General features: G+C 47.8%; 24 protein-coding genes. 13 read left to right on the top strand and 11 right to left on the bottom strand.

All coding sequences use genetic code 11. The annotated features are described in order from the left end of the window. Position 1 precedes the first annotated feature (1 nt). From VT06_RS11350 to lexA, 4 genes are all read right to left on the bottom strand, one after another. Positions 2–559: a cytochrome c oxidase assembly protein gene (locus VT06_RS11350; protein WP_046554425.1), complete on the bottom strand. Its 558-nt coding sequence runs from the start codon at positions 557–559 to the stop codon at positions 2–4. Between the two features lie 10 nt (positions 560–569). Continuing rightward, positions 570–2,180, bottom strand: coding sequence for a cytochrome c oxidase subunit I (ctaD, locus tag VT06_RS11345; protein ID WP_046554424.1), 1,611 nt, complete (start codon positions 2,178–2,180; stop codon positions 570–572). A 2-nt stretch (positions 2,181–2,182) separates the two neighbouring features. Beyond that, on the bottom strand, positions 2,183–3,325 hold the full coding sequence (gene coxB / locus VT06_RS11340) for a cytochrome c oxidase subunit II (protein WP_235357417.1): 1,143 nt from the start codon (positions 3,323–3,325) through the stop codon (positions 2,183–2,185). A 325-nt stretch (positions 3,326–3,650) separates the two neighbouring features. Beyond that, positions 3,651–4,271: a transcriptional repressor LexA gene (lexA, locus tag VT06_RS11335; RefSeq protein ID WP_046554423.1), complete on the bottom strand. Its 621-nt coding sequence runs from the start codon at positions 4,269–4,271 to the stop codon at positions 3,651–3,653. A 138-nt stretch (positions 4,272–4,409) separates the two neighbouring features. Here lexA and plsB point away from each other — a divergent pair, with 138 nt between their 5' ends. Further along, positions 4,410–6,854: a glycerol-3-phosphate 1-O-acyltransferase PlsB gene (gene plsB / locus VT06_RS11330; protein WP_082122509.1), complete on the top strand. Its 2,445-nt coding sequence runs from the start codon at positions 4,410–4,412 to the stop codon at positions 6,852–6,854. On the opposite strand, the gene tesB is transcribed toward plsB, so the two are convergent. Continuing rightward, positions 6,851–7,720, bottom strand: a complete 870-nt coding sequence (gene tesB, locus VT06_RS11325) for an acyl-CoA thioesterase II (RefSeq protein WP_046554422.1) — start codon at positions 7,718–7,720, stop codon at positions 6,851–6,853. The genes plsB and tesB overlap by 4 nt on opposite strands. Positions 7,721–8,084: 364 nt before the next feature. Between tesB and VT06_RS11320 the strand changes: the two genes are divergently transcribed. Beyond that, entirely contained in the window at positions 8,085–8,315 is a 231-nt protein-coding gene (locus VT06_RS11320; RefSeq protein ID WP_046554421.1) for a hypothetical protein, read from the top strand. 110 nt (positions 8,316–8,425) lie between these two features. Here VT06_RS11320 and VT06_RS11315 read toward each other — a convergent pair whose 3' ends face one another. Continuing rightward, on the bottom strand, positions 8,426–10,153 hold the full coding sequence (locus VT06_RS11315) for a DUF885 family protein (RefSeq protein WP_046554420.1): 1,728 nt from the start codon (positions 10,151–10,153) through the stop codon (positions 8,426–8,428). Between the two features lie 232 nt (positions 10,154–10,385). Here VT06_RS11315 and VT06_RS11310 point away from each other — a divergent pair, with 232 nt between their 5' ends. The 11 genes from VT06_RS11310 (at position 10,386) to hemB (ending at position 19,011) form a co-directional block, all read left to right on the top strand. Further along, positions 10,386–11,408, top strand: coding sequence for a GGDEF domain-containing protein (locus tag VT06_RS11310; protein ID WP_046554419.1), 1,023 nt, complete (start codon positions 10,386–10,388; stop codon positions 11,406–11,408). 97 nt (positions 11,409–11,505) lie between these two features. Further along, positions 11,506–12,261: a bifunctional demethylmenaquinone methyltransferase/2-methoxy-6-polyprenyl-1,4-benzoquinol methylase UbiE gene (ubiE, locus tag VT06_RS11305; RefSeq protein ID WP_046554418.1), complete on the top strand. Its 756-nt coding sequence runs from the start codon at positions 11,506–11,508 to the stop codon at positions 12,259–12,261. After that, entirely contained in the window at positions 12,261–12,869 is a 609-nt protein-coding gene (locus VT06_RS11300; RefSeq protein WP_200897969.1) for an SCP2 domain-containing protein, read from the top strand. The genes ubiE and VT06_RS11300 overlap by 1 nt, the downstream gene beginning before the upstream one ends. A gap of 3 nt (positions 12,870–12,872) precedes the next feature. Next, positions 12,873–14,501, top strand: coding sequence for a ubiquinone biosynthesis regulatory protein kinase UbiB (gene ubiB / locus VT06_RS11295; RefSeq protein WP_046554417.1), 1,629 nt, complete (start codon positions 12,873–12,875; stop codon positions 14,499–14,501). A gap of 52 nt (positions 14,502–14,553) precedes the next feature. Then, positions 14,554–14,802 carry a Sec-independent protein translocase subunit TatA gene (gene tatA / locus VT06_RS11290; RefSeq protein WP_046554416.1) on the top strand — a complete coding sequence of 83 codons (249 nt, stop codon included), beginning with the start codon at positions 14,554–14,556 and terminating at the stop codon, positions 14,800–14,802. Beyond that, complete coding sequence (tatB, locus tag VT06_RS11285) at positions 14,803–15,171, top strand: Sec-independent protein translocase protein TatB (RefSeq protein ID WP_046554415.1); 369 nt, start codon at positions 14,803–14,805, stop codon at positions 15,169–15,171. Beyond that, positions 15,161–15,919, top strand: a complete 759-nt coding sequence (gene tatC, locus VT06_RS11280) for a twin-arginine translocase subunit TatC (protein ID WP_046554414.1) — start codon at positions 15,161–15,163, stop codon at positions 15,917–15,919. The genes tatB and tatC overlap by 11 nt, the downstream gene beginning before the upstream one ends. Next, entirely contained in the window at positions 15,916–16,485 is a 570-nt protein-coding gene (locus VT06_RS11275; RefSeq protein WP_046554413.1) for a hypothetical protein, read from the top strand. Before tatC ends, VT06_RS11275 begins: the two co-directional genes overlap by 4 nt. A gap of 1 nt (position 16,486) precedes the next feature. Next, complete coding sequence (locus VT06_RS11270) at positions 16,487–17,296, top strand: TatD family hydrolase (RefSeq protein WP_046554412.1); 810 nt, start codon at positions 16,487–16,489, stop codon at positions 17,294–17,296. Beyond that, positions 17,289–18,017 (top strand): GGDEF domain-containing protein, encoded by a 729-nt coding sequence (locus tag VT06_RS11265; RefSeq protein WP_046554411.1) that lies wholly within the window; start codon positions 17,289–17,291, stop codon positions 18,015–18,017. The genes VT06_RS11270 and VT06_RS11265 overlap by 8 nt, the downstream gene beginning before the upstream one ends. Continuing rightward, positions 18,007–19,011, top strand: coding sequence for a porphobilinogen synthase (hemB, locus tag VT06_RS11260; RefSeq protein WP_046554410.1), 1,005 nt, complete (start codon positions 18,007–18,009; stop codon positions 19,009–19,011). The genes VT06_RS11265 and hemB overlap by 11 nt, the downstream gene beginning before the upstream one ends. A gap of 17 nt (positions 19,012–19,028) precedes the next feature. On the opposite strand, the gene VT06_RS11255 is transcribed toward hemB, so the two are convergent. Genes VT06_RS11255 through VT06_RS11235 form a run of 5 tightly spaced genes read right to left on the bottom strand, consistent with a single transcriptional unit; the run spans position 19,029 to position 25,976 of the window. Continuing rightward, the gene (locus tag VT06_RS11255; RefSeq protein ID WP_046554409.1) at positions 19,029–21,419 is read right to left on the bottom strand and encodes an endonuclease/exonuclease/phosphatase family protein; all 2,391 of its coding nucleotides are present in this window, start codon (positions 21,417–21,419) and stop codon (positions 19,029–19,031) included. A gap of 59 nt (positions 21,420–21,478) precedes the next feature. Continuing rightward, the gene (locus VT06_RS11250; RefSeq protein WP_046554408.1) at positions 21,479–22,762 is read right to left on the bottom strand and encodes a glycosyltransferase; all 1,284 of its coding nucleotides are present in this window, start codon (positions 22,760–22,762) and stop codon (positions 21,479–21,481) included. A gap of 3 nt (positions 22,763–22,765) precedes the next feature. Then, entirely contained in the window at positions 22,766–25,021 is a 2,256-nt protein-coding gene (locus tag VT06_RS11245; protein WP_046554407.1) for a hypothetical protein, read from the bottom strand. Further along, the gene (locus VT06_RS11240) at positions 25,021–25,749 is read right to left on the bottom strand and encodes a TVP38/TMEM64 family protein (protein WP_046554406.1); all 729 of its coding nucleotides are present in this window, start codon (positions 25,747–25,749) and stop codon (positions 25,021–25,023) included. The genes VT06_RS11245 and VT06_RS11240 overlap by 1 nt, the downstream gene beginning before the upstream one ends. After that, the gene (locus VT06_RS11235) at positions 25,749–25,976 is read right to left on the bottom strand and encodes a ChaB family protein (RefSeq protein ID WP_046554405.1); all 228 of its coding nucleotides are present in this window, start codon (positions 25,974–25,976) and stop codon (positions 25,749–25,751) included. The genes VT06_RS11240 and VT06_RS11235 overlap by 1 nt, the downstream gene beginning before the upstream one ends. Positions 25,977–26,132: the final 156 nt, after the last annotated feature.

Genomic DNA, 26,132 nt, shown 5'->3' with positions numbered 1-26,132 from the left:
TTTATTCCCCAATATTATCTTGTGTTGGTTGCTGCGCTGCCCACGCCTGAGTAACGTCATATAAAGTGTAATTCAGCGTTATAGTATGAAACTGTGCCGGCAAAGCCGGATCGACATAAAACTGTAACGGCATCAGCATATTTTTGCCTGCCGCAAGCTGCTGCTGGCTAAAGCAAAAACACTCAATTTTATTAAAATACAAGGCAGCCTGGCCAGGAGAAACTGACGGAACAGCTTGGCCCACTATCATCTGGCCAGTCGGATTCTCTGCCCAGTAATTCATAATGTGGATCTCACCAGGATGCACCGTCATACGATGTACTTCTGGTTTAAATATCCACGGCATGTCTTTATTTGGCCGAGCCAAAAACTCAATGGTTATTGCGCGGCTGGTATCAATAACCGCGTTTTCGCTGGTTGCTGCTACCTCCGACGTTTTGCCATTAAGTCCGGTTACCTCACAAAATATATCGTAAAGCGGCACCAAGGCGAAACCAAACCCAAACATCGCCAGCGTTACCAGCCACAGCTTACCAATTAGAAACTGATGTTGCGCCATGGTGTACTCCCTATTTGATTACCGGTGGAGTATCAAAGGTATGGTATGGTGCCGGCGATGGCACTTCCCACTCCAAGCCTTCTGCACCTTCCCACACCTGTGCAGTTGCCTTAACCCCGCCGCGGGCACATTTAATCAGTCCCCAGACAAAGATCAATTGCGACAAGCCAAACAACAAGCCACCAATACTAATAAAAGCATTAAAGTCGGCAAATTGCAGCGCATAATCCGGGATCCGCCGCGGCATGCCGGCTAATCCGACAAAGTGCATAGGGAAAAATAACAAATTAACCGAAATTAACGAGCACCAGAAATGCCACTGGCCAAGCGCTTCGTCATACATATTGCCGGTCCACTTTGGTAACCAATAGTACACCGCGGCAATAATCGAAAAGACCGAACCGGTTACCAATACGTAATGAAAATGGGCCACTACAAAATAGGTATCGTGATACTGAAAATCGGCCGGGGTTATCGCCAACATCAGGCCAGAAAACCCGCCAATGGTAAACAGTACAATAAAAGCCAGAGCAAACATCATTGGCACTTCAAAAGTCATGGCACCTCGCCACATGGTCGCCACCCAGTTAAACACCTTAACCCCGGTAGGTACCGCAATTAACATCGTCGCGTACATAAAAAACAAGGTGGCAAATACCGGCATCCCGGTGGTAAACATATGGTGCGCCCAGACCAGAAACGACAATATGGCAATACTGGCGGTGGCATAGACCATCGAAGCATATCCAAACAGCCGTTTACGGGCAAAGGTTGGAATAATGGCGGAGACAATACCAAAGGCGGGCAGAATCATAATGTAAACTTCCGGGTGACCAAAGAACCAGAAAATATGCTGAAACAGCACCGGGTCACCGCCACCGGCAGCATCAAAAAAACTGGTTCCAAAATACTTATCGGTTAATACCATCGTCACTAAACCGGCTAACACTGGCATAACCATAATCAGCAGAAAAGCGGTAATAAACCAGGTCCACACAAATAATGGCATTTTCATCCAGTTCATGCCGGGTGCTCGCATATTCCAGATAGTAACAATAACGTTTATCGCTCCCATAATGGACGATATACCCATAATATGTACTGAAAACACGAATAAGGCGGTACTGTCGTTACTATAAGTAGTCGATAATGGCGCGTAGAACGTCCAGCCAAAACTTGGCCCACCACCTGGCATAAACAATGATAAAAGCAAAATAAGAAAAGCAAACGGCAGGATCCAGAAACTCCAGTTATTCATTCGAGGCAGTGCCATATCTGGCGCGCCAATCATCATTGGGATCATCCAGTTTGCTAAACCAGTAAAGGCCGGCATTACCGCGCCAAATACCATAATCAAACCATGTACCGTGGTCATCTGGTTAAAAAAGTGTGGCTCGACAAACTGCATACCGGGCTGAAATAACTCCAGGCGAATCACCATTGCCATGGAGCCGCCGATGAAAAACATAATTAAGGCGAATACCAGGTACAAGGTGCCGATGTCTTTGTGGTTGGTGGTGTACAGCCAGCGTTTTATCCCGCTGGGCTTGTGATCATGATGCTCTTGCTCGTGGTCATGCTGTTTGTCATGATCATGTGGTTCAGTAGTTGTTACAGACATTATTATTCTCCCTTACCCTGCTGCACTTTATATACTTCGGCAGCCTGCACGGCATCACCAGTATCGTTACCCCAGGCGTTGCGGGTATAAGTCAGGACAGATGCTAATTCTTTTAAACTTAACTGTCGGCCAAAAGCCTGCATGGCAGTGCCACTTTTACCATTTAAGACGATATCGATATGGGCAGATTTGTCATTAAGGATCAAGGCACTTCCAGCTAACGCTGCGAATATACCTGGCAGGCCGGCACCATTCGGCTGATGGCATGCCGCGCAATAAGCAATATAAGTGCGCTCGCCGTTAGCCATTAACTCGCCCATGTCCATATTCATTGCCAGCAGCTCCTGCTCAGCCGCTTTAGCATTTGCTATGCGGGTTTCTTCCGCCACTTTCCAAAGTGCATAATCGTCAGGACTTTTTGCTATTACCACAATCGGCATAAAGCCATGATCTTTGCCGCAAAGTTCAGCGCATTGCCCCCGATAAATGCCGGGTTCATCGACCCGGGTCCAGGCTTCATTAATAAAGCCAGGGTTAGCATCTTTTTTTATGGCAAACGCCGGAACCCACCAAGAATGAATAACATCATCAGAAGTCATTAAAAAACGTATTTTCTGGCCAGTAGGAATAACAAGAGGACGATCAACTTCCAACAGGTAATTTTCACCTTTAGCAAAACGGTTATTAATTTGCTCACGGGGTGTGGCCAACACAGAAAAGTATTCCAAGTCACTACCAAGGTATTTGTAATGCCATTTCCACTGTGACCCGGTAACGAGCACCGTCACATCGGCAGCAGAGGTATCATCCATTGCTATCAGGGTCTTGGTTGCGGGTATTGCCATAGCAATCAGAATAACCACCGGAATGGCAGTCCACAGAATTTCTACTTTGGTGCTTTCATGGAATTGAGCTGGTTGCACGCCACGCGATTTACGGTGTAGCAGGATAGAGACAAACATTATCCCAAACACCACTGCCCCGATAACACAGCAAATCCAGAAAATCGTCATGTGCAGGCTATAAACCTCCTGACTGATCTCCGTAACACCTTTAGTCATATTTAAAGGCATGGCTGCTGCATTAGCCGATAAGGCTAAAAGCAAGGTCGGCAGCGACCAACGTATACTACGCGTCTTCGCCACTGTACTTCTCCTCTGTCATTTGCAAAGCAAACTGCAGAAACTGTACACAGTAATACACGGCGAATACCGATTTACAGACGGTGAATACCGCTAGCCCCCGAACCTATGTATGACGTTTCTTTAGTTTATTATTGTTATAATTATTTTTAGTTTTTACTGCCCGCGCAGTGATCCAAAAAGCAACTGATATTTTTTTCAGCAACCTCCGCCTAAGAATCATCCAAATCTGTGTCAGTGTAAACCCCTAAATAACAAAAGCGCCGGTAAAACCATGTGGTCATACCAGCGCTTGAATAAATAATTAACTTATTGAGCTAACGATTCTTTATAACCAGCTGCCGTTACGTATCACGCCAACCGCTAAACCTTCAATAGCAAATTGTTGTTGTCGAAGATCTACTTTAATTACCGAAAAATCTTTATTTTCCGGCAACAACAACACCTGATGCCCATCGCGCTGAAAACGCTTTACTGTCACGTTGTCGTCAACCCTGGCAACAATAACCTGGCCTGGTTGAGCTTCAGTAGTTTTATGTACCGCCAATAAATCACCATCAAGTATCCCAATATCTTGCATACTCATGCCTTGTACCTTTAACAAAAAGTCGGCATGGGGTTTAAATAAATGGGCATCAATTTTGTAATGGTTTTGCACATGCTCGGCGGCCAAAATGGGTTGGCCCGCCGCCACCTTACCAATTAAGGGTAAACCAAGTTGCTGTGGGTCATTGCCATCGTCTACTAATCGAATGCCACGAGAGGTTCCGGGCATCATCTCTAACACACCTTTTTTTGCCAGAGCTTTCAAATGCTCTTCTGCAGCATTAGCCGATTTAAAACCGAGTTGATTAGCTATTTCAGCCCGGGTAGGTGGCATGCCGGTCGCAGCCTGATAATCTTTAATAAGTTGCAGAATTTCTGCCTGACGCGGCGTTAATGGTCTCATAATGCTGGCTACCTATACAGTTAGTACTGTGAGTATATACAGGCTTTTTGTAAATGCCAAGTTTTGTTGCCGCGACAAATTTGCCGGATAATGCTTCCATGATATTCTGCTGGTAATATGTTTACTGCCGGTATGATTATGTTTTCTTTACTATCGTCGTTTACCGCACTGTTAAAGTGGCCTTTGCGTTTATTCGTTAATTTTAAAATAGTCCCTGACCATGCGGTTAGTGAGTTAGCACTGGATGTTAACCGCCCCATCTTTTATGTCTGCCATACCGAGTCTGCCAGTGATGTCGCGACTTTACGCCGAGTGTGCCACAAACTGGCTTTACCTGATCCGTTGCAACCCCTGACATTAGCCGGGCAGCAGCTGCCACGCACCTTGTTTTTGGAAAAGCCGCATAGCGTTATCGGTGGCAGAACTAAAACCCGGGCGCTACAACAAGGGCAAGCGTTACTTAAAGTGCATCTAGAGCACCCTGAACTGAACGCACAACTCGTGCCGGTAGCTATATTGTGGGGTAGAGCACCTGGTAAAGAAAACAGCATTAAATGGTTGCTAGGTGAAGCCAATGCGCCTCACTGGTTAGCTAAGCTATTAATAGTGCTTATTTCAGGCCGGCATACCTTAGTGCGGCTAAGCAAGGCGGTATCGCTGGCACAAATGGCCACGCAGTTTGGCGCCGAAACCGAGACTGCTCATAAGCTGCTGCGAATGTCGCGTTTTCATTTTTACCGGCAACGGCTGGCTGCGACCGGGCCAAAACTGGTTAATCGCAGCCAGTTATTTAATGCGTTGTTAGCGGCACCTGCCTTAAAACGTGCCATTGAAGATGAAGCCAAAACGAAGAAGATATCCGTTACGGCAGCGCGGCAAGAAGCACGAAAATTACTGCAGGAAATTGCGGCTGATTATCGTGAATCAACTTTACGGGTTGGCGATCGGGTGCTTAGCTGGTTATGGAAAAAATTGTACAGCGGTATCAAAGTTAATAATGCAGATTTGCTGCGCGACCTGGCGCAAAAAGGTCATGAAATTGTCTATGTTCCTTGTCATCGCAGCCATATGGATTATTTACTGCTCAGTTATGTTATTTATCAGCAAGGTTTGGTACCGCCACATATTGCCGCTGGTATCAATTTAAATTTCTGGCCAGCAGGTACTATTTTTCGTCGCGGCGGCGCCTTTTTTATTCGACGCAGCTTTACCGGCAATAAGCTGTATGCGGCGGTGTTTCGGGAGTACCTGAGCCAGCTTTTTAGCAAGGGGTACTCCGTTAAATATTACTCAGAGGGCGGCCGCAGTCGCACAGGTCGTTTACTTCAGCCTAAAACCGGTATGTTAGCAATGACGGTGCAGTCGATGCTTAGAGGAATTGACCGTCCCGTTACGCTGGTTCCGGTTTATCTTGGCTACGAGCACGTTATGGAGGTGAATACTTACGTAAATGAACTGCAGGGCTCAGGCAAAAAGAAAGAATCTATTTCGGGTGTGTTTAAAGCCATTCGTAACTTACGTGATTACGGCTATGGTTATGTCAATTTTGGCCAACCCATCTATCTTAACCAGTATCTCACTCAGCAGGTCAGCGATTGGAAAACGGGTATTAACCCACTGGAAGTACAAAAACCAAACTGGTTAAATCCGGTGGTTGCGAAACTCGCCAACCAGGTAATGCAGCATATTAATCAAGCGGCAGCACTTAACGCGACCAATCTTATTGCACTCAGTTTACTGGCCACCGACAAGCACATTTTGACCCGCGAAGAGCTGGTACAGCAGCTTGATTTTTACTTAAGCCTACAACGGAAAGTACCTTACCATCAGCACGTTAGCCTGCCTGAAGGCGATGCCAACAGCTTGATTAACCATGCGGTACAGTTGCAAAAAATTCAAAGTAGCACAGATGGTTTTGGAGAGCTCATTAGCATGAGCGCTGAACATGCGGTGTTATCAAGCTATTATCGCAATAACATCTTACATTTATTTATGCTGCCCTCGCTGCTGGCTGGTGCCATAATGCACCATCGCAGTATCAGCTTTACGCAACTGCTTGTTTATATTGAACAGCTATACCCACTGCTGCGCGCCGAACTTTTTTTATACGTGAGTTCATTACACACTTACTGCCAAGAGTTGCTACAACATCTTACCGCACAAGGCTTAATTGAACTAAAAGACGAACTCTACCGCGCTGCGCCACAACAAAGTCGGCAGTACTTTATGCTTAGTCTGCTGGCTCACAACGCCGAAGACACACTGCAACGCTATGCTATTGTCCTGAATTTAATTTTGCGGCCCGGGCCTATTAGCCGGGTAGATCTGGAAAAAGATGCCCAGCAGTTAGCACAACGTTTGCTAAATTTACACGGCATTATAGCACCGGAGTATTACGACAAAGGGTTGTTCATCACCTTAGTAAATGCATTAAAAGAAGCGGGAATTAGCCAGACTGATAGTAACAATATGGTGTGTAGTACTGCCAAGCTGGAGCAATTAGCCCAAACAGTTAATACTCTATTACGCAACGATATATTGCAAAGCCTGCACAGTATTATGCCACAACATAACGCGCCTTAACGGGCGCTGGCATATTGACGAATAACACCTTCCTGCATGGTTGATGCCACCAATTCACCGTTGCGATTGAAAAACTGGCCTCGCACTAAACCACGACCGCCACCGGCTCTTGGACTATCAACAGCATAAAGTAACCAATCGTCAAAACGAAAATCCTGGTGAAACCACATGGCGTGATCAATGGTAGCGACTTGCATATTAGCGGCCATAAACGACGCGCCATGTGGCTGTAATGCTGTAGGCAAAAAGTTAAAATCAGACGCATAAGCTAACAAATACTTATGCACCCGAATATCATCGGGCATATTGCCGTTCGCTTTAAACCAAACATATCGTTTTGGCGCACTAACTTGTGGCTGAAATGGGTTTTGAAAATCGACAGGCCGCATTTCTATTGGCTTTTCGCAAATAAATTTGCTGCGTAAACTGTCGGGGATAAGTGCGGCATGCTGCTGGTAAAATGCCAGATCAGATACCAACTGATCGGGTCCTGGTACATCTGGCATCGGGTCATAATGGCTAAAACCCTGCTCTTCCGTCTGAAATGATGCGGTCATATAAAAAATAGCTTTACCATGTTGAATTGCACTCACCCGGCGAGTACTAAAACTTTTGCCATCTCGGATAGTTTCAACTTCATACACTATAGGCTTGCTGGCATCGCCTGGCCGCAAAAAATAAGAATGGAATGAATGCACTTTTCGCTCTTCGGTTAAGGTTTCTTTTGCAGCTGACAAAGCCTGACCCATTACCTGACCACCAAATACTGCTTTAAAGCCTAAATCTTGGCTTTGCCCCCGGTAAAGCCCCATCTCAATGGTTTCCAGTTTTAGCAATGACAACAAATTATCTAATACCTGACTCATTTACCGGTCCTTTAGCTACACTTAATAGTCACTATTCTGCCGTAAACTATGCTATCAGGCAAAGCGGAACTGCAGCTTATTTTAAATAATACCGGCCCAAAACCGCAGCAATTTAATGACTGGCAAAGTGTTACAAGACGCTGATGGCTGCCATGACGTTATACATTGCTGCTGAGCAGCCTCAACTGATCCGACTGGACAAATTAATAACTTTAGCTATGCTGGTAAAGTTGCCATTGGTATATGGAGGCAACTAACTATCTGTTATGCCAGTTACTACCGCCCGGTGGCTCACCATTTCGGCGTTAATTTAGCCGGCCTGACCGAGCCCCAAAACGCGAGATCCCTGCAGTTGGAGCCAAGTATGATTCAAGAGCGGCGCCAGACGGATAAGGACATACATCATTTCTGGGAAGAGCTGAATTTAGCGCAGAAATTTTCTGTTGCAGAGTTACAGCGATACGGTTATGAGCTAAAGTTTGTTCGGCAAGAAAATAATAGAAAAACGGCAGTGTTATTTGCCGGTAGAAGAATGGCAGCCATAGACGACGATGGACAAATTGATACTGAACCTAGCGTTGTAATGCGGCATTGATACTTTAGTTTACTTTTTAGAACCACTTTAGTACTCATATTCAGTATCTGCAGATAAAAACAGCCGGTTTAAGCCGGCTATTTTTTTATCTTTTATTATTTTTTTCTGTTTTATTGTTGTGCAGCTATATAAGCGGCTACCTGTTGTTCCAACACAGCCAGTGGCACGCTGCCATTGCTCAGCACAACATCATGGAAGATGCGAATATCAAACTTATCCCCCAGCTTTTGTTCAGCATCCAAGCGCAACCGCCTAATGGTAAGCTCACCTAATTTGTAAGATAACGCTTGCGCTGGCCAGCTGATATAACGGTCGATTTCAGTGGTAACATTGTGCATTGACAATGCCGTATTCTGCGCCAAAAAATCTATTGCTTGCTGCCGACTCCATCCCATACTGTGCATACCCGTATCTACCACCAAACGCGCTGCCCGCCACATTTCGTAGGTTAACCGACCAAAGTTTGCATAGGGGTCATCATAAAATCCCATCTCCAAACCAAGATATTCAGCATACAGTCCCCAGCCCTCACCAAAAGCGGAGGTGTAAAAACTGCGGCGATAATCGGGTAAGCTGGCTTGCTCACGTGCTAAGGATATTTGCAAATGATGGCCAGGGACCGCTTCGTGCAGCGTTAAAGCGGGCATTTCGTATAATGGCCGGCGATTCAAAGCATAAGTGTTCACCCAGTAAAAACCAGCTTGATCATCCCGCGAGGCCCCTGAATAACGGCCTGTGGTGTACTTTGGTGCAATTTCTGCAGGCACCGGCACCACACCATAAGGCGTGCGCGGTAACGTTTTAAATAAGCGTGGCAATTGAGCGTCAGCTTGTTTCGATAACCAGGCAGCGTAGCGCATTAACTCCTGCTCAGTTTGCGGGTAAAACTGCGGATCAGTACGTAAAAACTGAATAAAATCAGCAAAACTGCCGGTGAATTCCAAACCATCAATAATGGTTTGCATCTCGGCTCTAATGCGTTTTACCTCGGTAAGCCCCATGTTATGTACCTGTAATGGCGTTAAATCAAGGGTAGTGTAATGAGCCAGCCTATTTTGATAAAACGCAGCACCGTCTGGTAAATCACTGGCCGCAATAGTCGTTCGGGCCGCCGGGATATAGTCTTGCAACATAAAATTGTAATAGGCCTGATAAGCCGGGTTAACCTCAGTCAGGATCACGTGCTGTGCCCGTTGTTGTAGCTGTTGCCAGTCAGCATCGTTGATGCTTTCTGGCTTGGTAATAAATGGCTTATAAAACACGCTGGCCGGCGCATCAATAGTAATATAAGAGCTAATGCTTTGCTCAAAACCCGCCAACACCGCTTTAGGTTGCGTAATGCCGGTAAGCAGGCCCTGCCGCATCCAATCAGTCTGTTGTTGCATATAATCAGGCACTGTCGCCAATTTTTTCAGATAGTTTTCATAATCTCCAGCTTGTCGTAAAACACTTCCTTGCAGTAACATCGCCACCGACGTATGAAAACCGGATTCTGAAGTAAGCGGCGTTAAATGCGCATTAAACTGATACTCATCAATCTGGTTAGCTAACCGGTACAACAAAATCGCATGGTTTATTTGGTTCTGTGCAGACAGTTCTGCCACGTTAACTTGCTGCAGCTGCTGTTGCCAGTTTAGTCTTTGCTGCTGCCTGGCAGCCAAGGCCGCTGGCGACATATCTGGCAAACGGTCAGGCTGGGCCACCGTTAACTTCGACTCGCCTTGCCACACATTACTGGCAAGCAGGCTAAACTGTTTATCCACTCCCGCCTGCCGAGGTGTCGAAACACAGCCCGTTAAGCCAACCATAAAGCTGACGATAATAATTACTCTTCGCATTTTTTACTCCTTTTGCATCCTATACCGTAGAGTGTAACCTTATTTAGCGTTCAAAAAAGCCGCTTAGACTGACAAAACAAGCATTTTGACCGACAATAACGTATCTATTTGCCGCTAATTCCAGCGACTGAACGCTTTTGTTTATACTGCCGGTTGCAGGCGAGCCGGATTCGGTTACTATGGTTCTTCAAATAATAATAAAGTGATTGGCTCCGGAGCTAAACATCGTCTTATGAAGTATCAGGATTCGCTGCAACAAGCGCTGGAAAAAGCGGGCTTAGTAAAAGCTTTCTTGCAGCATAACCAACTTGCCATTCATCCTATCAATTACGCGGTAGCCTACGATTATATCAGCGGTAGTAATGCTGGCTTATGTCAGGATATTGAACAAAAACTGGCCAGCAAAGCATGTTTCGACAATTTTATCATGGCTGAGTTGTATCAGCGCTGGTTAGCGGATGAAAATGCCCAACAAGAGCAATTATTGCAAGATGTTACCGGCATTGTTGGCAGGTTATCGGGTTACACTGATTTAGCAGCCGAAACAACAGGGCAGTTTATTCAGCAACTTGAACAACAACTTCATCATCTTGCCAGTGCTCCGGCACAACTGGCTGATATCGCCGGCATTATCAAAAGTCAGGCACTGAGTTACCAGCAAAATCAACAGCAGCTGCACCATCAGTTAGTCATGGCCAACAAACAAAGTCATCAACTGCGTCATGAACTAGAACAATTAAAATTGCAGCGTCTGCAGGATCCCTTAACCGGTTTGTATAATAGAACCGCTATGCAAAATCAAGTTGATATCTGGCTGAATGAAAAGCCGCAGCGCCGCATTGCGGCAATTGTAGTAGATATTGATCATTTCAGCCGGTTTAATCAGGATTATGGCCATACCATAGGCGACGTTATTCTCAGCAAAGTTGCACGAAAAGTCGGTAGTTATGTCCAAGCCAGCGGTATACCGGTGCGCTCTGGGGGTGAAGAGTTTTTATTGTTATTGCCCGATATCGACTTACGCACTGCCAATGAAATTGCAGAACAGGTGCGTAAAGGTGTTGAAAAGCTACGTTTTGTTTCATCACGCGATAAAAAAAGCCTGCCCAAAATCACTATTTCACTGGGTGTCTCGTTGCTTCAGACGAAAGAAAACTGGTTTCATTTTTTAGCCCGCAGTTCGCAGGTGCTAAAATTAGCCAAAGAACGCGGCCGCAATCAGGTTGCTGATGAATTGATGTTACTGCCCAACTGAACCTGTTGCTACTACAGCCGTATAACACAGCAGTTGGCTAGACAGCACAATTCTTTTACACTAGCCCTTCTTTAGATTGGTGAAAACAGGCAGCGCAATGACCGACTCCAAACACAACACTACCCATTTTGGTTATAAAACCGTTCCGGCAACAGAAAAAGTCTCGCTGGTCGCTAATGTGTTTCATTCAGTCGCAGCAAAATATGACATTATGAATGACATCATGTCACTTGGAATTCACCGACTATGGAAACGATTTACCCTTGACTGCAGTGGTGTAAGGCCCGGCCAGCATGTACTGGATCTTGCCGGCGGTACCGGCGATATTGCTGCGCTTTTTTCTCGCCGCGTTGGCCCGACAGGCAAAGTGGTGTTAGCCGATATTAATGAGTCAATGCTTAGCGTAGGCCGCGATAAACTGCGCGATCAGGGCTTAATTCATAACATTGAGTTTGTTCAGGCAAATGCCGAAGCGCTACCCTTTGCTGATAATAGCTTTGATATTATTACTATTGGTTTTGGTTTAAGAAATGTTACCGATAAAGCTGCAGCGCTTAAATCAATGTTTCGGGTACTAAAGCCTGGTGGCCGCTTGTTAGTGTTAGAGTTCTCCAAACCAGAACAACAATGGCTAAGCAAAGTATATGACATGTACTCGTTTAAACTGTTACCAATAATGGGGCAGCTTATCGCTAATGATAAAGAAAGTTATCAGTACCTGGCAGAATCTATCCGCATGCACCCTGATCAGGAAACATTAAAAATGATGCTGGAAGAAGCCGGTTTTGCAGAAGTCACTTACCATAACCTGACAGGCGGTATTGTTGCCCTGCACCGGGGTTTTAAATTTTGATGCTGCCACCGCTGTTGCCACAACTGCTTTGCGCCAGTGCTGAGCGGCTTTGCCAGCGGCTGATCAGTATGGACAGTGGCGCTGCAGCGAGGCTAAGTAAATTACAGGGCAAACAGTTAGCTTTTACCCTGCGTGAGTTTAAATTGCGCCTAGTGCTTACCGCCGGTGCTGACCGCCTGCTGTTTAATCAGCATAACGAAGCAGTAGATTGTGCCATAAGCACCGATTTAGCCAGCCTGCGTCAATTGCGTGATGCCAGTCAGCTTACCCGGCTTATTAAGGCCGATGCACTGCAGATTGATGGTGATATTCAGGTAGCTCAACAATATAGTTATTTTTTACAAAGCCTGAACCCTGACTGGCAGGAAGCCTTGTCCGGCTATGTTGGCGATGCACTGGCACATAAAATCAGCCTTAGTATTCAGCAGTTGCAACATTACTTAACTAATAAAGTCGCGCTGCTTAATAAAACGACCACCATGCTGGCCCAGGACGAACTGTTACTCACGCCTACTGCCCTTGAATTACAACAGTTTAGTCAGGACGTCAGTGAGCTTAGTGCCCGGGTTGCCCGGCTTACAGCAGCACTGCCCCGCCCCAAGGAGTAACAGGTGCGATTCAGCCGTTTTTATCACATTCAAAAAACCTTGCTGCAATATGGCCTGGACGAATTAATTCCGCCGGCCTGGCAACCATGGTATGCCCGGGGTATCCGCAAAAGTGCTTTTTGGTTAAAAAATCGCTATCCCGACTACTCTATCGGCAAAAGATTGCGTTTAGCGTTACAGAGCCTCGGACCGGTGTGGATAAAGTTTGGCCAGATGCTGTCTACCCGCCGCGATTTGCTACCTGCCGACATCGCTGATGAACTGGCTCGACTGCAAGACAAAGTCGACCCCTTTCCGGGAGAACATGCCCAGAAACTGATCGAGCAGGCGCTGGAACTAACCGATATTCATCAGCTATTTAGTAGCTTTAGCGTTACCCCTCTTGCTTCAGCGTCAATTGCTCAGGTGCATGCCGCAGTTTTGCGGCTGGCGGATGGCGGTGAAGCCGATGTGGTGATTAAAGTTATTCGACCGAATATTCGCAAACAAATTGTTGCCGACTTAGACTTAATGGATGGGTTAGCCGCTATTGCAGCGCGTTACTTACCCGATGGCAAGCGGCTACGACCGCGCGAAGTGGTGTCAGAGTACCGAAAAACCATTCTGGATGAGCTCGATTTACAACGGGAAGCCGCTAACGCTATGCAGTTACGGCGCAACTTTGAAGGGTCAGACTCGTTATATATTCCTTATGTTCACAGTGACTTCAGTCGCCCAAATGTGATGGTAATGGAACGGATATACGGTATTCCGGTATCAGACATTACTGCACTTAATGCCCAGCATACCGATATGGAATTACTGGCCAAACGCGGCGTAGAAGTGTTTTTCACACAGGTATTTCGCGATAGTTTTTTTCATGCCGACATGCACCCTGGCAATATTTTTGTGTCACGCGAACACCCACATAACCCTAAATACATCGGTATAGACTGCGGTATTGTCGGCACATTAAATAGTGAAGATAAACGCTATCTGGCAGAAAATTTCGTGGCGTTTTTTAACCGTGATTACCGAAAAGTTGCTCAATTACACCTGGACTCTGGTTGGGTACCAATAGACACCAATGTTGAAGAGTTTGAGAGTGCCATTCGTACCGTATGCGAACCGATATTCCAAAAGCCATTGGCAGATATTTCTTTTGGCCATATTTTGCTAAACCTGTTTAGTACAGCACGGCGTTTTAATATGCAGGTTCAGCCGCAATTAGTACTGCTACAAAAAACCCTGTTGTATGTTGAAGGTCTTGGCCGGCAACTTTATCCACAGCTTGATTTGTGGAAAACCGCTAAGCCTTTCTTAGAAAACTGGGTAAAACAACAAGTTGGTTTGCCTGCCGTATGGCGTCAGGTAAAAGAAAACCTGCCGTTCTGGGCTGAAAAATTACCACAAATGCCAACTTTGCTACATCGCTACCTGGAGCAAGGCCCGAAACAACAGGCGTTATTATTACAACAACTGCAGCTGTTGCAATTACAGCAACAGAAAGCCAATGGACAAATTATTGCTGCAGCGCTAGCAGCAGGCAGTCTGATAAGTGGTACCATAGCGCTAAGTTTTAGCGCGTTTTGGTTGGCTGGTGCCTTGTTGGCCGGGGCTATCTTTTTCGGTGCAAAAGCACTATTGTCATAATCTTGTTGCAAACTAAAGCAGTAATTTTAGCATAGCGTACAGAGGAGTTATTATGGGTTTTGGCGGCATTAGTATTTGGCAGTTGCTGATTGTTTTGGCAATTATAGTATTGTTATTTGGTACTAAGAAACTGCGTGGTATTGGCACTGATCTTGGTTCAGCCATCAAGGGCTTTCGCAGCTCTATAAAAGATGAAGAACAGCAAAACGACGATAAACCAGAACAACTGGCCGAGCAAAAACCGGCGCAAAGCGAGAATAAAAGCGAACAAACCAAACACACTGATAAAGAAAAACACTAAATGGGCTTCTGGGAACTACTGCTTATTGCGGTTATTGCCTTACTGGTGTTAGGGCCCGAGCGGCTGCCTGGTGCCATTCGAAGTGCGGTAAAAACCGTGCGAAGCGTTAAGCAGTTTGGCGCTCAAATGCAGGCTGAGCTTAGCGAAAACTTACGGGTACACGAGTTACACCAAAAATTAAAAGATGCTGAAAGCAAAAACCTACTTAACCTAACTGCTGACGAGCAAGCCGCTTTAGATGAGCTGCGTGAGGCCGCTAAATCGGTTAACCCACCAGTGGCAAGCCCGGCAAAGCCTGAACTGAAAACGACTCAGCTTACCCAAGCTGATAACCAGGTTAAACCAACTGAACCCAAAGATGAAAATTAAACCAGAAGCTGATAGCCTGCTAGGCCATTTATTAGAGCTTCGCAACCGTTTATTACGCTGCGTTATCGCGGTATTACTGGTATTTGCCAGTCTGGCCTATTTTGCCGCCGATATTTATCATTTGCTGGCGGCGCCATTAATTGCCGTGCTGCCCGAGGGCAGTAGCATGATAGCGACTGACGTGGCTGCGCCTTTTTTTGCCCCCTTTAAATTGACTTTTATTGTCGCCATTTGTCTGGCTATTCCTTATATTTTAATGCAAGTATGGCAGTTTATTGCCCCAGCTTTGTATGGCAAAGAAAAACGACTGGTTGCGCCACTGGTAATAAGCAGCACCCTGCTATTTTACAGTGGTATCGCCTTCGCCTATTTTGTCGTTTTCCCACTGGTTTTTGCTTTTTTTACCAGTGTTGCACCAGAGGGCGTTACTGTTGCCACTGATATCAGCAGCTATCTTGATTTTGTATTAAAATTGTTTTTTGCCTTTGGCCTATCTTTTGAAATACCCGTGGCTATATTATTGCTGGTCTGGTCTGGTACGGTAACTCCGGCTACCCTCGCTAGTAAACGGCCGTATATTATCGTTGGTGCTTTTGTGTTGGGCATGATGCTAACGCCACCCGATGTGTTATCGCAAACGCTATTAGCCGTGCCAATGTGGTTGTTATTTGAAGCTGGCCTTTGGCTAAGCCGGTTTTATCAGCCAAAACCAGATCCTGACGACCCCGCAGAGGAAAAACAAGAATGAAAAAATCAGTTTATCTGACCGCTAGCGTTATATTTTTTGCCAGCAGTATATTAAGCCCTTTGGCCAGTGCCCAGTCACTCTCTACTGCCCTTGAAGCATGCCGCCAACAACAAAATGCCTTACAGCGCCTGGTTTGCTACGATGACATCACGCTTGCTACAACCGCTACTCAAACAAGCGCAGCCAATTCAGCCCCACCACCTGCACAGCAGCTAACGGCTAAACGTCAAACATCGCTGGCGTCTGCTGCAGTAGCTGCGCCAGCCCAAGCAACTCCGGCTGCACCAGAAGTGGTAACCGCAGACGACTTTGGCCAGGAGCATAAAAAGTCAACGCCTGAAGATCAGGCAAAATTACGTTATATGACAGTAACAGAGGTGAGTTTAAGCCCGCGTAATGAACTGATTGTAACCTTTGATAATGGCCAAATCTGGCGCCAGAATGGCAGCGGCTATTATAAAATTGAAAGTGGTGAGCAGCACTATATTAAACGCGGCCTGTTCAACTCATTTTCATTGGGCAATGATAATAACAATCGCAGCGTTAAGGTGAACCGGGTTCAGTAAAATGACCGATGCAAAACTGAAGTCAGGCTGGTTTGACTGTGGGGTTAACCTTTTTAGCCCGCAATTTCGCGGACAACAGCAACACCTTATTGCCCGGGCACAGCAGGCTGGCGTTAGCGGTATGCTGCTAATTGGTTCGGACATTAATGAAAGCCTGCGTAATCAGCAGTTTTGTAGTAGCCACCCCTATTGCTACACTACTGCCGGCGTGCACCCTCATCAGGCGGCGCAAGTAGAAAACGACTGGCTTACTAAGCTAAGCCAACTGTTGCAATTAGACAACGTCGTGGCCATAGGCGAATGCGGTCTTGATTTTAACCGTGATTTTTCACCGCGCCCGATCCAGCAACAAGTATTTGCCAGTCAACTGCAGCTTTCAAAACAGCAGCAAAAACCGGTTTATTTACATCAGCGTGACGCTTTTTCTACTCAATTTGCCATGTTGCAGGAACAGCAAATTAGCCATGGTGTTGCACATTGTTTTACCGGCGACATCGCTGAGCTAACAGCCTATCTCGATTTAGGCTTATATATTGGCATTACCGGCTGGGTTTGTGACGAGCGACGTGGCCAGAGTCTGCAGCAGGCTTTAGCTCATCTGCCGTTAGACCGTTTGCTGCTGGAAACCGATGCCCCCTATTTACTACCCCGCACCCTAAAACCCCGGCCAAAATTTAATGAGCCCGCGTATTTACCTGCCATAGCAGAGCAAATTTGCCGGATAAAAAACATCTCCAGCCAGCAGCTGGCAAGCAATAATTACCATAATGCGCAACAGCTGTTTAATCTGGCTGAGCACCGTAATGATTAACGTTGCCTGGCTATTAATTGGCATAATGTCAGGTAGCGTTGTTACCGCCGCACTGTTAGGCTGGCATTGGCGCCGTTGGCGGCGCCAGCATATTGAACAGCAGGAAGCGAAACTACTTAGTCACAATTTAGAGCTGCAAATTGCGCTGGATGAACTGGCAGAGAAAAACCGTTTATTAGAACAGCAAAATATGTTGGATACCTTAAGCGGTATTTATAACCGGGCTTGTTTTGATAAACGACTATGTAATGAATTAAAACGCAGCCGGCGCGAACAAACCCCATTGGGATTAGTGCTGATTGATATCGACCACTTTAAAAAAATTAATGATAAATACGGCCATTTAGCCGGTGACTCGGCAATTCAACAAATAGCCAGTATCTTAGCCAAGAGTTTAAAGCGTAGCAGTGATGCAGCTTTTCGCTATGGCGGCGAAGAATTTGCTTTACTTTTGCCTGGCACCAATATAACAGGCTGCCTTGAACTGGCTGAGCACGTCCGACTACAACTTAATGACACGCCGCTGCACATCGGCCAGCTCAAGTTAGCCGTTACCCTCAGTGCTGGCTGTTATGCCGCTATCGCACATAGCCAAAGTGACAGTAATAATTATATTGCTGCTGCTGACTGCGCCTTGTATCAGGCAAAATCTCAAGGCCGCAACCAGAGCGTTAGCGCAACGCCCGCCATTTTTACTCAGGAAATTTCAAATGAAAGCTAACCGTTTTTTTCCAGCCAGCCGGCCACGTCGCCTGCGAGAGCATGATTTTAGTCGTCGGCTAATGGCGGAGCATCAACTTACCGTCAACGATTTGATTTATCCCATGTTTATCATTGAAGGCACCAACAAACGTGAAAGCATCAGCGCTATGCCGGGTATTGAAAGGCTTAGTCTCGACTTACTGCTCAGCGAAGCCAAAGAATTAGTGGCACTGGGCATTCCGGCTATTGCCTTATTCCCCGTAACGCCTGCTGCCTGTAAATCACTGGAGGCTACAGAAGCCTGGAACCCAGATGGCTTGGCACAGCGCGCGGTACGGCTGCTTAAACAGCATGTGCCAGAGCTTGGTATTATTACTGATGTGGCGCTGGACCCGTTTACTACTCATGGGCAAGACGGCATTATCGATGCGCAAGGCTATGTCCAAAATGACATTACCACTGCCGCCCTGATTAAGCAGGCCTTGTCGCATGCTGAGGCGGGTGCCGACATTGTGGCACCGTCTGATATGATGGACGGACGTATTGGTGCTATTCGCGAAGCGCTGGAAGAGGCGGGTTTTGTTAATACCCGAATTCTGGCATATTCTGCAAAATATGCCTCTAACTACTATGGACCCTTTCGCGATGCCGTGGGCTCAGCAGGCAATTTAAAAGGTGGCAACAAGAAAAATTATCAGATGGACCCCGCCAACAGCAATGAAGCGCTGCATGAAGTTGCCATGGACTTAGAAGAAGGCGCTGATATCATTATGATAAAACCTGGCATGCCTTATCTGGATATTGTGCGGCGAGTGAAAGACCAGTTTGGTGTACCTACTTTTGCCTATCAGGTTAGTGGTGAATATGCCATGCACATGGCAGCCATTCAAAATGGCTGGCTGGCCGAGCAACCGGTAGTTATGGAGTCCTTACTGGCGTTTAAACGAGCAGGTGCCGATGGTATCCTGACCTACTTCGCTAAAAAGGTGGCGATATGGTTAAAACAAACTTAATCATTGTTGCTTAATGCCTATGGCCGCGGTATGACAAGCTCAATCAATAATGGCAGGTGATCCGATGCCAATTTTGCCTGCAGCGAACCGGGTACTTCCACCGCCGTGACCTTCACAGCCTCACTGACATATATATGGTCAATGCGGATGGCGGCAAAGCGACTGGGGAAAGTTCCTCTGGGTCGGTGCCCTTCCAGTAAGGTCTGTGCATCAGTTAGCTTTTGGCCAATACGCCGGCATACTTCAGAGGCCGGCTGGGCATTGAGGTCACCGCAAAATACTACCGGCCCGCTGCATTGCGGATGGCCCAGCCACTCCTCCCCCAGCAAGGCATCAATTTGTGCCAGTCGTTCCCGCGGCTGTAAACCCAAATGGGTGTTAACAATGTTTATCTGCTGGCCACTCAGCTCTAACGCGGCCCAGATTGCCCCGCGTGGTTCCAGTTTTGGTTTGTCTATCAAACCGGGTAGCGGCCCGGCTTTAATAAGCTTGAACGGTAAATGAGATAAAATGGCATCGCCATACTTTTCTTCTACCATATGCAAGGCCGGATAAAAATGGTACTCCATCTGCAGATAACGGGCGATTAATTCCGCCTGATCCAGACCTAAAGTACGAGCCCGGCCAACATCAAGTTCTTGTAACATCACCACATCGGGGTTAGCCTGAGCAATCACTCTGGCAATTCGCTCTACATCTACCTTTCCGTCCAAGCCGATACAGCTGTGCACATTATAGGTCATTACCCGCAATCTATCGATGCTAACTGCGCGGTCAGGCGCTTGGCGCGGTGCCCGTCCCAGATATTGTAGTGCAGCGTTATAAAGATCAGTTGGCCGTATATAACCATGCTCGGTAGTGGGTAAAACCACATCTTCAGGCAACAGGGCAAAGGCATGGGTTTCGGCCGGCGTGGCGCCAGCATGGGCGCCATTTTCATCAGCGAACGACTGTGCATTTGCCCCTTTTCGCCAGCCCATAATTACATAATCGCCAGCATCGGTATGCTGACATAGTCGCATTAAATCTTCGCATACACTGTCCAGGAAAGGGTGATCGGCACCGAAAATTTCTGCTTTATTTTCCGGCAGGTAAAAATCGCCGTCGGCGGTGGTTGCCCGCACCTTACCAGGGCCTGCTACCACCAGCACCAGTGGTACTTGATGTTTGCTCGCCAATTCAGTGGCAATAAAGCGGCTGTCAGCCTCGGTTAACGGTACGGGGGTATAAATGTGGCCTACTGGCCCTTGGGCAGCCACTTTAATCTCGTTGTCACCAGCACTACTGTCTTCACCGTTACTGACGGCAAACAGCCGTTGCACGTTATTACCACCGAGTAATCTGGCCCGCTGTGTCTGCACGCTACCGGTTACCTTGGACCGTAAACTGGCCGGCTGCGATTTGAGCGTTGCAAAGCTCAGATCAACTGCCTGTTGCAACGGATAGCCCTGCAGCTGGTGATAAGGCGTTACTTTAGCTTGGCCGTGGTCAGAATAAAGCCAAACCTGATAACTGCGCCACTGTGACCGGTGCGCCGCACGCCATAGCCGGGCTATGCTGTCATCAATACCCTTTAAGGTCCAGTGTGCAAACAATGATGATGGCCCGCGGCGATGTGATTGCTCGTCGTATCCCAGTAAATTAATATGCACGACTGGCATCCCCCGGCTGACATCAATTTTGCCGCCGATAACGCACAGCTCACGCAATACAATAGACACGGCCACGCGGGCCGGCACAAATTTTAATTCGTTGAGAATATCCTGCCCTTTAATAACGCCGCGGCAAAGATCCACTATTGCCAGGCCTAACTCCAGAAAAAATAAGCCGATAACCCTCAACACGCTATATAGATTACTGATAATAAGTACGATTAAAGCTAATGGGTTAGCAGCACTTAGTGCGGCGCCCCAGCCCATCGACGCTGCACAAAAATGTGACTCAGCTGCGCCACCGGTGTAGATATTAGAATAGGCGCTGCCATCTTTAAGCAATGGCTCTGCGCTAAGCTCGTTTAGCCCTTTTTCTACCTTAGCTGCAGTATCAGGTTGCAGCATCCTGACAATTTCACCGGTTTGCTTATCGCGAAACGAAAATGCCGGCACCGCAGTTTTAACCCCGTAAAAAAGCTCAGCCTGCACAGCAGGGGTGGTAGCGGGCAAACCGCTGTAATGCGCTTGTAGTTTGTAGTGCTCGTGCTGGAGCAGGCGTTGCAAGAACGGCATTCTGCCACGCTTCAGCGCCTGCTCCAGCTGTGGTTGCGACAAGCCGTCTATCTGGATCATTATAAGACCAGGCCTTACCCCCGAACCCGAAGATACCGGTAGCTGCAATAAATTGGTTAACCAATGGCTGCGGCTGAAGCCGCGCCTGACCCAGCGAAGCCACACCTCAACTTTACTAATCATAAGCCTCCAAGGGACGCTGCAATACACGCGCCGCGGCAATACGCCATAACTTACCCATACTACTTACCATTGTCGGCAAACAAACTACTACCCACGGCAGTACTTCCTGCCATCGCGACACTGCACAAAACATCCCACTCCGCTTTCATCCAAGCCAACGTATCTTCCCAGTCTCTTTCTGATGACACAGCCTTGGGCATGGTATCCAATATTGCCCGATAGCATAATAAAGCTTTGGCAACAGAGCATGACATGGCAAACATCTCAGCTGTGCGACGTGCACCTTCCCGCAGCGATGCCAGCTCGCCCGGCCCATAATCAAGCAGCTGACCCAAGGCGGCAGTCATCGCCTCCGATGTTTCTTGCTGCAGTAACAGGCCATTTATGCCATCGTCGACCACCTCCCTCACTCCCGGCGCATTGAACGCGACCACAGGTAAACCAGCAGCCATCGCTTCGGTTAACACCATACCTTGTGTTTCACTGGTCGAGGCAAACGCGAAAATATCCATGGCGTGCAGGGCATCGGTCAAATGCTGTTGCTGCAATATGCCGGCCATGTGCAAACGGTCGGCCATACCCGCGTTAGCGAAAATAGTACGAATGGCCTGCTCTGACGGCCCGGTGCCTACCACCAGAAAATGAGCCGCTGCGCGGGTGCAAACGGCACTAGCCACTGCCTGCGCTAATACCTCAAGGTTTTTTTCAGGCGCCAACCGGCCAAGATGGCCGATAACCTGCGCATCCGCTGGAATACCATACTGTTGGCGTACACTAAGGCCGTCACCGTCAGCAAACTTTTCCAGATACACTCCGGTTGGTATCACGGCAATGGGGCTTTCTACCCCCCGCTGCTGCAGCAGCTGGGCAATACTTTGGCTTGGTGCAATAACTTGATCGCATAAATTGGCATAACGGGTCGCCAGTTCAATGGCAAAATGCTGCATCATCACCGAGTCACCCGGCACATAATGGGTATATTGCTCATATAGCGTATGATGGGTAAATACCAGCGGCAGTTTGCGATATCGCGCGGTACGCAGCGCGCTCATGCCCAGCAGAAACGGATGCTGCGAATGGATAATGTCTGGGGCAAACTCATCGAGAATGTCACTTAATCGGTCATGAAACGGCAGCGCGACTGAAAAATCAGTGGCATTAAAATTCTGAATAGCGCCAATCCGTACCACATCGGTTTCATCACTGGGCATAGCAGAAAATTCCGGTGCCACCACCAACACCCGATGGCCCAATTTCCGATATTCAGTAATAAAAGCCTCGACCGAACGCGCCACGCCACCAACATGCGGGGTATAGGTGTTGGTAAAAATGACAATATTCATCGGTTAAATCTCCGTTTCTGTTAAAATGGCGCTTCCGGTCGCCTCCGCTGCGGCTATGGTTATGGCCGCATGGCCAGCTAATTTTATTTCCATTTTTGGTCCCGACGCTTTATGCCAGTCGGCCCGCCACTCAAGCAACACGCCCTGGCCCTGACGGGGCCTAATAACCAGGCTAATGGCGCCAAAGCTGGTGGGTGCCGCACCAAAGCGAATCACCTCGCTGGCGTCAAGCCAGCGTGCTGGCACACCTGCTGCCAGCACTAGGTGGTCATTTTCTTCGCGCACAAAACAGTTTCGGATCATCAGTAGCCATTCGGCAGCCGCCCAGACATGGTGGCCATCGCCCATACAACCGCCGCCGGTAGCAGGATGAATTGCCTCTGGCCATTGGCCGGTCGGCGATGCCAGCGCGGCCACAGCGTCCATCAGTGTCAGATAGCGCGGGTCATTGGCCCGCAACAAAATTTGCGCAACATGCAACGTTAAATAAGCATTTAAGCCCGAGTGAATCATATCCTGATAAAACGCCTCTTTAACAAAGCAGCGCTTAAGTAGAAACGCTACCGTATCTAATAAGCGCGGGTCGTCTGCCGCGCATAACTGCACAGGATAACCCACTGCCAGCGAGCCAATGGCGCCTGCATCGAGCCGTCGGTAGGGCGAAGCAGGCATCCCCGGTCGTTTTAAGCGGGTAGCACACTGCGCCAGGCTGGTATCTATTGCCGCAGAAAAGTCAGCGGCGGCGGCGCTAAACTCATGCTGCAACTTAGCGTCGACATTTTTAAATAACTCGGCCGCAGCCTGTAAGCCGGCAACGCCCCAGAAATCATCCCAATAATAAAAATCGTTCGGTCCCAGGTGCTCAGCACTGAATCCGGCAGGCAATAAACCCGCGTGCGGCGCATCCAGCTTGTTGGATAAGCGCTTGTTGATGATCCAGCGTGCGCCTTTTTTCAGCGAGCTATGCCAGTCAGCCGACAGTTCCCGGCCGGTAATATCAGCATAACGTTTCAGGATCCACAACACCTCGCCATTGGCGTCCCACTCGCCTTCCTGCGAGCGGAAATAACCAAGTAAGGTTTGCCTGGCCGGAAACTGTTGCAAAGCTCGCCCGGCACGTCCCGTTAGGCCGGCACACAGCAACGCGTGAATAATGAACGCAGCATCCCTAAACCAGAAACGTTTGTAGGTGTAAGGGCCGGGATATACATCTTTAGGTGAATGTAAAATCAGGGAAGTCACTGCGGCATCATATAAAAACTGATATTGCGGGTCCGGACACTCCAGCTGACAACATTTTTGCTGCTCTGCCGGCCAGGCGTCAGCTTGCAGTTGCGGCTGGCTTTTCGCCGTTAACGGAATGGATACCTCCACTTCCTGCCAATCATTCAATGGCAGCTTGAAAAGCGCCGCAGCCGTTACCATACCCACATTACATACACCTTCTGCCTGCTGCTCAGCATCTGCCAGGTGAATATACACATCACCTTGTTTATAGGCAGATACATGATAACGGTCAGCAGAGCGACTGAAATTGATCCGCTTGTCATCATCTACCTGCCACTGGTTTCGTTGCTCATTCAGTTTCACGCAATGAATAAAACTAACACCTTCCGGATTTTGCGGCCGCAATGCCAGTACCAGATAACCGGGCTTATCTGCTTTGGCGCGCAGCCGCATTTTTAACACCGGCACGCCGTTCTCAAGTGCAACCCAGGCTTCATTGTGTAAGGTCATGCCTTGCTGGTGGCAAGCAGTAGTGATACTGACATCGCCGGCCACCTTAAGTTGTTGCTGACATTCAGCCACTCTTGACGGCAACAGGCAGTCTCCCTGATCAGGCATTATCCAACCATCCAGCGACCAGCTATCCAAAAACGGCGTTAGTAAACCTCGAGGGTCCACTATGGGTAACTCTGGACAATCCGGGTAACCGATGGCGGTCCAATTACGGTGAGTCAGGTTAATATGCGTAATGGAAAACGCTCGCGGAATAAATGATTTATCACATGGGTCAAACTGGCGCTCAATCCAATAAGGCCATACCCAGTCCAGGTTATGCTGGATAACTCTGCTGTTTATCAGGCCCCTGGCATGAAACACCACTCCGGCGCGCAGTAGTTCTATTGGTTCGCCTACTTCAGAAGGCTGGGCAAAGTTATGTAATTTCGCCAGCAACGCAACAGGGTCGATAAAACCATTTTTGTGGGCTACATAGCGCACCACGTACCGCCAGGGCAGCCACTTTAACCAAGTCATCACAAAGCTTCCTTATCAGTATCTTGCTCGGTATATTTTGCCAAAGCACGGCTGGCCAGCCTGTTCAAATAAATAATAATGGCCACGGCAGCCACTAAGCCGCCAGCATACAAAGCCCACTCCCAGCCAGACCGTTGCTGTTGGCCAAACTCAAAAGTAGTAATATCAGCGATTAACGAACCTAGATAAACGTTATGAACAGTAAAAGGAATAAAACCCAGCAGTGAACCGATAATATAACCGTGCAAGGAGAATTGAGTTAAACCAAAGAAATAGTTAGCAATTTTGCTGGGGAAAAATGGAATTAACCGGGTTAACAACACAATTTTCCAATCGTTTTTGCTAAACTCGTCGTTGACCAGTCGCAGTTTCGCTCTGGCCATAACAAAGTGCCGGGCCCGCTTGCCAAAAGTGTAGCGGGCCAGTAAAAACGCAATAACGGCGCCTAAAGTAGTACCCAGCACCACGTACAGCGAGCCTTGCAGTATACCAAACACAAAACCCGCACCAATGGTGAGGAGCGCGCCAGGCAATAAAAACACCACCACGGCCGCCATAATCAGCATAAATAGCAGCGGCGCCCAGGCTCCCTGCTGCTTAAACCACTGTAATAAGTGCATCACTTCGGTATGCACCCCAAAATATACCAGCAGCGCCAGAATCACAGCAACAAACAGTATGCTGCCAGCCATCCCCAGCAGGGCCGATTTACGGCCACTGCCTGACATTAACAGCCAACCCAGTTGCCAACATCGTTTTTATAGAAGCCTTGCTTTACCGCAGCCCAGGCCGCTTCAGGCGCAACGCCTTCGCGACTATCCTCTCTGGCTCGTTTCGCTGGATCTTGGTACTTGTCCCAGGCGTTATTAAACGCAGCCGGATGAATTTCCTGAGCATGTTTTGGCAAGATGTTCTTAACTGGATCCGGAAGTTCGCTGCGTTTGTCATAAGGCATCGTGTCGCTCCTGGTTGCTAATAAGCATAGGTGCAAAATACTCAAAATACTATGCAATCCACGCGCCAGCTCGGCAATCCACGTGCTAGCTTGCCGATGCTTACCCTGGCACTAATATTGCAAACTAATATTGAAATCTCATATTGCAAAACGTAC

The organism is Arsukibacterium sp. MJ3 (assembly GCF_000987765.1).
GTDB lineage: Bacteria > Pseudomonadota > Gammaproteobacteria > Enterobacterales > Alteromonadaceae > Alishewanella.
The sequence above is the reverse complement of the archived record's forward strand: the minus strand, read 5'-3'. Positions and strand labels throughout refer to the sequence as shown.